The sequence below is a fragment of the Kitasatospora sp. NPDC059577 genome (genome assembly GCF_042735475.1).
In the GTDB taxonomy this organism is placed as follows: Bacteria; Actinomycetota; Actinomycetes; order Streptomycetales; family Streptomycetaceae; genus Kitasatospora.
The window spans coordinates 1-7442 of record NZ_JBHWBZ010000080.1 but is presented as its reverse complement, the minus strand read 5'-3'; the positions used below and the strand labels follow the sequence as shown (position 1 = coordinate 7442).

Genomic DNA, 7442 nt, shown 5'->3' with positions numbered 1-7442 from the left:
GGGGGGGGGGGGGGGGGGGGGGTTTCGCCCCCCCCCCCCCCGCGGGGGGGCGGGGGGGCCCCCCCCCCCCCCCCCCGCGGGGGCCCCCCCCCCGGGGGGCCCCCCCCCCCCCGGCGACGGGTTCACGCCTGGTCGAGCGGCTTCCCTCCCGGGCCGCCCTCCGAACCGGCCGGACCAGCCGGACCAGCCGAAGCGCCCGGACCACCCGGACCAGCCGGACCAGCCGAAGCGCCCGGATCACCCGGACCGCGCTTGGAGCCGCCGGGCGCACCGGACCCGTCGGAACCCCCGGAAGCGCCCCCGGAAGCGCCCTCGGCGGCCTCCTCGACGGCACCCTCGCGCGGCACCCCCGCCGCCCGGTACGCCTGCTCCTCGTCCAGCGTCTCCGCCTCCAGCAGCGCCGCCGCCAGCGCGTCCAGCCGGTGCCGCTGCTCGGTCAGCAGCCGCACGGCGTCGTCGTAGCACTCGGAGACGATCCGCCGGGCCTCCTCGTCCACCGCGTCCAGCGTGGTCGGCGCGGCGGAGAGCCCGTACGCGCCCTGCGGGTCGGAGGGCACCGCGGTGAGCCGCCCGACCCGCTCGCTCATCCCCCAGCGTCCGGCCATCCCGCGGGCGATGTTGGTGACCTGCTCCAGGTCGCTCTCCGCACCGGTGGTGATCACCCCGTAGACCACCTGCTCGGCCGCCATGCCGCCGAGCGCGCCGATGATCCGGCCGCGCAGGTAGGGCTCGGTGTACGAGTAGCGGTCGTTCTCGGGCGTGGAGAGGGTGACGCCGAGTGCCCGGCCGCGCGGCACGATGGTGATCTTGCGGACCGGGTCCGCGCCGGGCTGCAGCATGCCCAGCAGCGCGTGCCCGCTCTCGTGGTACGCGGTTCGCTCGCGCTCCTCCTGCGGCATGACCAGGGGCCGCACGGCGCCCAGCTGGACCTTCTCCAGGGCGTCCGAGAGGTCCCGCTCGTTGACCGCGTCCTGGTCGCGCTTGACCGCCAGCAGGGCGGCCTCGTTGACCAGGTTGGCGAGTTCGGCGCCGGTCATCCCCGGGGTGACCTTGGCCAGCTGCCGGAGGTCGGTGCCCCCGGCGAGCGGGACGGTGCGGGTGTGGATGCCCAGGATCGCGGCGCGGCCTTCCCGGTCGGGCGGGCTGACGGTGATCCGCCGGTCGAAGCGGCCGGGGCGCAGCAACGCCGGGTCGAGCACGTCCGACCGGTTGGTCGCGGCGATCACGATGACGCCCTCGGAGCCGGAGAAGCCGTCCATCTCGGTGAGGATCTGGTTGAGCGTCTGCTCGCGCTCGTCGTGGCCGCCCATGCCGCCGCCCGCGCCGCGCTGGCGTCCGATGGTGTCGATCTCGTCGATGAAGATGATCGCCGGGGCGACCTTGCGGGCCTCGGCGAAGAGCTCGCGGACCCGGCTGGCGCCGACGCCGACGATCATCTCGATGAACTCGGAGGCGGAGGCGGAGAAGAACGGCACGTCCGCCTCGCCGGCCACGGCCCGGGCCAGCAGGGTCTTGCCGGTGCCGGGCGGCCCGCTCAGCAGCACGCCTCTCGGCATCTTGGCGCCGAGCCTGCGGTACCGGTCGGGGTTCTTCAAGTAGTCGACGACCTCGGTGAGTTCGGCCTCGACCTCGTCGATGCCGGCCACGTCGGCGAAGGTGGTGCGCTTGCCCTGGTCGGCGGTGACCGGCTTGGGCGGCGTCTTGCGTCCGAGCGGCCCGGCGCCGAGGCCGCCGGCCATCCGGCGGGCGAGCAGCACCCAGATGAAGATCAGCAGCAGCATCGGGGCGAGCGACAGCAGCAGGTTGGTGAGGAAGCTGCGCTGCTGGACCGGCGAGGTCGCGGTGACCTCGACGCCCTGCTGCTGCAGCGTGGCCCACAGGTTGTCGTTCGCGAAGGAGGGGCGCTGGGTGTCGAACTCGGTGTAGTCGCCCTTACCGCCGTCCGGTTTGGGCTGGGCGGTCTTGAGGGTGCCCTCGATCGCGTCGCCCTTGGCGTAGATCTTGGTGATGTTGCCCTTGTTCAGCTGGTTGTTGAACTCGGTGTACGAGATCGTGGTGGCGCCCTCGTTGCCGAAGAAGGACAGCAGCACGTCGGAGATCAGGAACACCACGAGGGCGGTGAGGACGAGACCGGTCCAGCCGCCGGGCATCCGACGGCGGGGCGGTGTCGGGGGCGGGGCACCCTCGGAACGCCAGGGCTGGTCGGGGGTCTGACGCGGCGGCACGGGTTCGGTCACGCGTCGGACGATACGGACAGGCACTCGGGCGGGCCAACCGCAACGCCGCGCCCGGGCACCCGTACGGCCCCGCGGGACGCCTCCCACCAGCGGCTATGCCGAAGCGCCGGGCCACTCCTCGGCGGTCAGGGCGAACCGCTCGTGGTCGCGCCAGTCGCCCTGCAGGAACAGCATCCGCGGCGAGAAGCCCTCGTGCCGGAAGCCCAGTCGCTTGGCCATCGCGACCGAGCGCTCGTTGTCCGGCTGCACGTTGATCTCCAGCCGGTGCAGCCCCAGGCCGCCGGCCGACTGCGGGGCGAAGCAGCGGTCCAGGACCAGCCGCATGCCCTCGGTCATCCGCCCGGTTCCGGCGAACGGCAGGTACGCGTCGTAGCCCAGCGTCGCGTTGCAGAACCGGCTCATCACGATGTTGGCGACGTTCACCTTGCCGACCAGCCCGCCGGTCTTCCCGTCGAGGATCAGGAAGGTGCGCAGGCCGGCGCCCTGGCGTTCCAGCAGCTCGGGCAGCCCGTCGGGCTCGACCGGGTTCCACCGTCCGATGTGGTCGGCGGACCGCCGTACCGCCTCGGCGTACGCGACCGCGTCCTCGGTCCTCGGGGCCCTGATCATCACTCGCATGCCCCCATCATCGGACACGCGATCGGCCCGCCGCCCGGAAACACCGGACGACGGGCCGACCGACATCGGTCAAGCGGGTCGCGGACGGTCCCCCCGTGGGGACCGGACGAACGGGCACCGGGGCCGGGGCACCGCGACCGGGCGCCGTCGGGCACCACGACCGGACCGCGGCCTACGGGCACCGCAACCGGACCGCGGCCGACGAGCACCGCGACCGGGCGCGACGGCCGGGGACTACAGCAGGTCCTTGAACTCCTTGGGCAGTTCGAAGTCGGCCGGGCCCTTGCCCGCGCCGAGGCCGAACGCCCCGCCGTCCGCCGCGTCCTGGCCGGCGCCGGGGCCGAGCGCGCGGCGCTCGGCGGCCGCGGCCTCCTCCTGCGCCCGCTTCAGCGGGTTGCCGCTCTTGCGCTTGCCCTTGGCCTGCGGGGCCTTCTTGCCGGACTTCTTCGAGCCGCCGCCCATGCCGGGGATCCCCGGCATGCCGGGCATGCCCTTGCCGGAGGCCATCGCGGACATCATCTTGCGGGCGTCGAAGAACCGCTCGACCAGGTTCTTGACCTCGCCGACCTGGACGCCGGAGCCCTTGGCGATGCGGGCCCGGCGGGAGCCGTTGATCAGCTCCGGTTCGGCGCGCTCGGCCGGGGTCATCGACTTGATGATCGCGCCGACCCGGTTGACGTCCTTGTCGTCGATGTTGTTGATCTGCTCGCGGATCTGGCCCATGCCGGGCAGCATGCCGAGCAGCTTGGAGATCGAGCCCATCTTCTGGACCTGCTCCAGCTGCGACAGGAAGTCGTCCAGCGTGAACTGCTTCGGGCCGCCGCGCAGCTTGGCGGCGATCTTCTCCGCCTCGGCCTGCGAGAAGGTCTGCTCGGCCTTCTCGATCAGCGAGAGGACGTCACCCATGCCGAGGATGCGCGAGGCCATCCGGTCCGGGTGGAAGGCGTCGAAGTCGTCGACCTTCTCGCCGTTGGAGGCGAACATGATCTGTCGGCCGGTGACGTGCGCGACCGAGAGCGCGGCACCGCCGCGGGCGTCGCCGTCGAGCTTGGAGAGCACGACGCCGGTGAAGTCCACGCCGTCGAGGAAGGCCTGCGCGGTGGTGACCGCGTCCTGGCCGATCATCGCGTCGACGACGAACAGGACCTCGTCCGGGTTCACCGCGGCGCGGATGTCGGCGGCCTGCTGCATCAGCTCGGAGTCGATGCCCAGACGGCCGGCGGTGTCGACGATGACGACGTCGTACTGCTTCTGCTTGGCGTACTCGATCGAGTCCTCGGCCACCTGCACCGGGTCGCCGACGCCGTTGCCCGGCTGGGGGCCGTAGAAGGCCACGCCGGCACGCTCGGCGACCACCTGGAGCTGGTTGACCGCGTTGGGGCGCTGGAGGTCGCAGGCGACCAGCAGCGGCGTGTGCTTCTGCTTCTTCAGCCAGTGGCCGAGCTTGCCCGCGAGGGTGGTCTTACCGGCACCCTGCAGACCGGCGAGCATGATGACCGTCGGGCCGTTCTTGGCGAACCGCACCCGACGGGTCTCGCCACCGAGGATCGCGATGAGCTCCTCGTTGACGATCTTGATGATCTGCTGCGCCGGGTTCAGCGCGCCGGAGACCTCGATCCCGAGCGCCCGCTCCTTGACCTGCTTGATGAAGGCCCGGACGACCGGCAGCGCGACATCCGCCTCCAGCAGCGCGATGCGGATCTCGCGGGCCGTGGCGTCGATGTCCGCCTCGCTCAGGCGGCCCTTGCCCCGAAGGTTCTTGAACGTCGCTGCGAGGCGATCGGAAAGGGTGTCGAACACGTCGTCGCGGGTCCTCTGCGGCATCGGTATCGGTACGGTCGTCGTCCCCCAGGGTATCCGGCCGCCCCGGGTATGGTCTCCACCCCTGCGCCCGGAGCTCCTCCGCCCCTGCGCCGGGAGCCCCTCCCCGCCTGTGCCCCGGAGCCCTCCGCCCCTGGTCGCGGCCTTCCCGGCCCGGCTCCCGGGGCCGTTCAGCCCAGCGCCGTCCGGACCGCGGCCGCCACCTCCCCGGCCCGCCCGGCGTCCAGCGGACGGCCGTGCGCGTCGGTCAGGTAGAAGGAGTCGACGGCCTCCGCGCCCAGGGTGGAGACGTGCGCGGTGCGCACCCGCACGCCCGCCCCGTCCAGCGCCCGGCCGATCCGGTGCAGCAGGCCGGGGGCGTCGTGCGCGCGGACCTCCAGCACGGTCGCGGTCGCCGAGGCCACCGCCGGCGCCACCGCGACCACCGGCGGCGGGGTCGGGATGCCCTTGCGGCGCGGGGCGGCGGCGTCCCGTTCGGCGAGGCGCCGCTCGACGTCCAGCGAGCCGTCCAGCGCCCGGCGCAGGTCGGCCCGCAGCCGGGCCGCCTCCGGCAGCTCGCCGAACTCGGCGGCCACCCGCCAGGACAGCAGCAGGACCGGACCGGCACCGACCGGGTCCAGCTCGCGCAGCCCGGCCGAGCGGACGGCAAGCCGGTGCAGGGCGAGCACCCCGGCGGCGGTGCCGAGCAGCCCCGGGCGGTCCGGGACGGCCAGGGTCAGCTCGACGCCCATCGGCTCGGTGCCCGGGTCCGTCCCGGCGGCCTGGGCGCGCAGCGACAGCGCCGGCTCACCGGTGCGGGCGGCCTCGACGGCGAGGCGCTCCTGCTCGGCGGTCGGCGCCGCCTCCACGGGTGCCGTGGCCGCCCCGGCCAGCCGGTCGGCCGCCCGGGCCACCAGCCCGTCCACCAGTGAGGCCCGCCAGCCGCTCCACGCGGCCGGGCCGGTGGCCAGTGCGTCCGCTTCGGTGAGCGCGTGCAGCAGCTCCAGTTCCGGCAGGGTGGTGACCGCCTTGGTGATCGCCTCGACGGTGGCCGGGTCGTCCGGGTCGCGCCGGGTCGCGGTGTCGACCAGGGTCAGGTGGTGGCGGACCAGTACCGCCAGGGTCTCGGTGTCCTCGGGGCCGAAGCCCATCCGGGGGGCGAGGTCGCGGACGATCACCTCGCCGGCCTCGCTGTGGTCCCCGGGCCAGCCCTTGCCGATGTCGTGCAGCAGCGCGGCGACCAGCAGCAGGTCCGGCCGGGCCACCCGGCGGGTCATCGCGGCGGCCCGCACCGCCGTCTCGACCAGGTGCCGGTCGACCGTCCAGCGGTGCACGGCGTTGCGCTGCGGACGGCAGCGCACCCGCTCCCAGTCCGGCAGCAGCCGGGTGACCAGCCCCTCCGCTTCCAGCGCCTCCCACACCGGGACGGCCGCCTCCCCCGCGCCCATCAGGGTGACCAGCTGCTCGCGCGCCTCGTCCGGCCAGGGCACCGGCAGCGGACGGCACTCGGCCGCCAGCCGGCGCACGGTCGCGTACGAGACGGTCAGCCCGTTCTGCGCGGCGGCGGCCGCGGCGCGCAGCGGCAGCACGGGGTCGGTGGCCGGGCGGGCGCCCTGGGCCAGCACCGCCTCGCCGTCCTGCTCGACCACGCCGTCGGCGAGCGGGCGGCGCTCGACCGTGCCCCGGGCCACCGCGCCCGTGCCGCGGCCGGCTCCGGTGAACGGGGCGGTGAAGGGCCCGGTGAACGGGAAGGCGCGGCGCGCCGGCCGGCGTCCCCGGCCGGTCCGGGCGGCGAGTACCCGGTCCACCGCCCGCCAGGTGACGTCGCTCGCGTACGCGATGGTCCGGGCGGCCTCGTAGACCTGGCGCAGCAGGGTGTCGGCGTCCAGCACGCCGAGCCGCTCGGCGACCTGGTCCTGGTCCTGGAGGCTGAGCCGCTCGGTGGCCCGGCCGGTGACCAGGTGCAGCGCGTCGCGCACGTCGGAGAGCCGCAGCGCGGCGGCGTCCAGGCCGTCCCGGGGCGCGTCGGCCAGCCAGGTGGCGGCGACGGCGTCGAGCGCGACCACGTCGCGCAGGCCGCCCCGGGCCTCCTTGAGATCGGGTTCCAGCAGGAAGGACAGCTCGCCGTGCCGTTCGGCCCGCTCGCGGCCCAGCTCGCGCAGCTCGGGCAGGCGTGCGGGGGCGCTCGCGCGCCAGTCGGTGAACACCGCGGCGCGCAGCTCCGCGGTGAGCGCCGGGTCGCCGGCGAGGTGGCGGGCGTCCAGCAGGCCGAGCTGGGCCTTGAGGTCGGCGGCGGCGACCTTCCTGGCCTCGGCCACGGTGCGCACCGAGTGGTCGAGCTTGGCGCCCGCGTCCCAGACCGGGTACCAGATCCGCTCGGGCAGTTCGCGGGTGATCGGGCCGTCGTGCAGCAGCAGGACGTCCAGGTCGCTGCGCGGGGACAGCTCGCCGCGCCCGTACCCGCCGACGGCGACCAGCGCGACGCCGGGCGGGGCGCCGGCGGCGTCGAGCAGCCCGGACAGCCAGTCGTCGGTGAGCCGGGCGAGCTCCTCCCGGCGCGGGCGGCCCACCGGGCCGGGGTCGGCGATCAGCGCGGCCCGGGCGGCGGCGGGGTCGGCGGGGTCGGCGGGGTCGGAAGGCCTGGTCTCGGTGGTCATGCGCTGGGTCCCGTCCGTCGTGCGGCTGGGCCGTGCCGGGTGCGCCGCGGATGCGGCGCCCCCGGGTCGGCCGAGCGGGGGACCCCGGGGGGGGGGGGCGGGGCGCCCGCGGGGGGGGGGGGGCGCGCCC

General features: G+C 75.1%; 4 protein-coding genes. All 4 read right to left on the bottom strand.

All coding sequences use genetic code 11. The features are described from left to right. Window positions 1-122: 122 nt before the first annotated feature. Entirely contained in the window at window positions 123-2237 is a 2115-nt protein-coding gene (ftsH, locus tag ACFV0O_RS37605; RefSeq protein ID WP_380348742.1) for an ATP-dependent zinc metalloprotease FtsH, read from the bottom strand. Window positions 2238-2330: 93 nt separating this feature from the next. Next, a complete protein-coding gene (locus ACFV0O_RS37600) occupies window positions 2331-2855 on the bottom strand; it encodes a GNAT family protein (protein ID WP_360262057.1) in 525 nt (174 codons plus the stop codon). A gap of 234 nt (window positions 2856-3089) precedes the next feature. Then, entirely contained in the window at window positions 3090-4655 is a 1566-nt protein-coding gene (ffh, locus tag ACFV0O_RS37595) for a signal recognition particle protein (protein WP_360262093.1), read from the bottom strand. A gap of 191 nt (window positions 4656-4846) precedes the next feature. Further along, complete coding sequence (locus ACFV0O_RS37590) at window positions 4847-7312, bottom strand: [protein-PII] uridylyltransferase (RefSeq protein WP_380348740.1); 2466 nt, start codon at window positions 7310-7312, stop codon at window positions 4847-4849. Window positions 7313-7442: the final 130 nt, after the last annotated feature.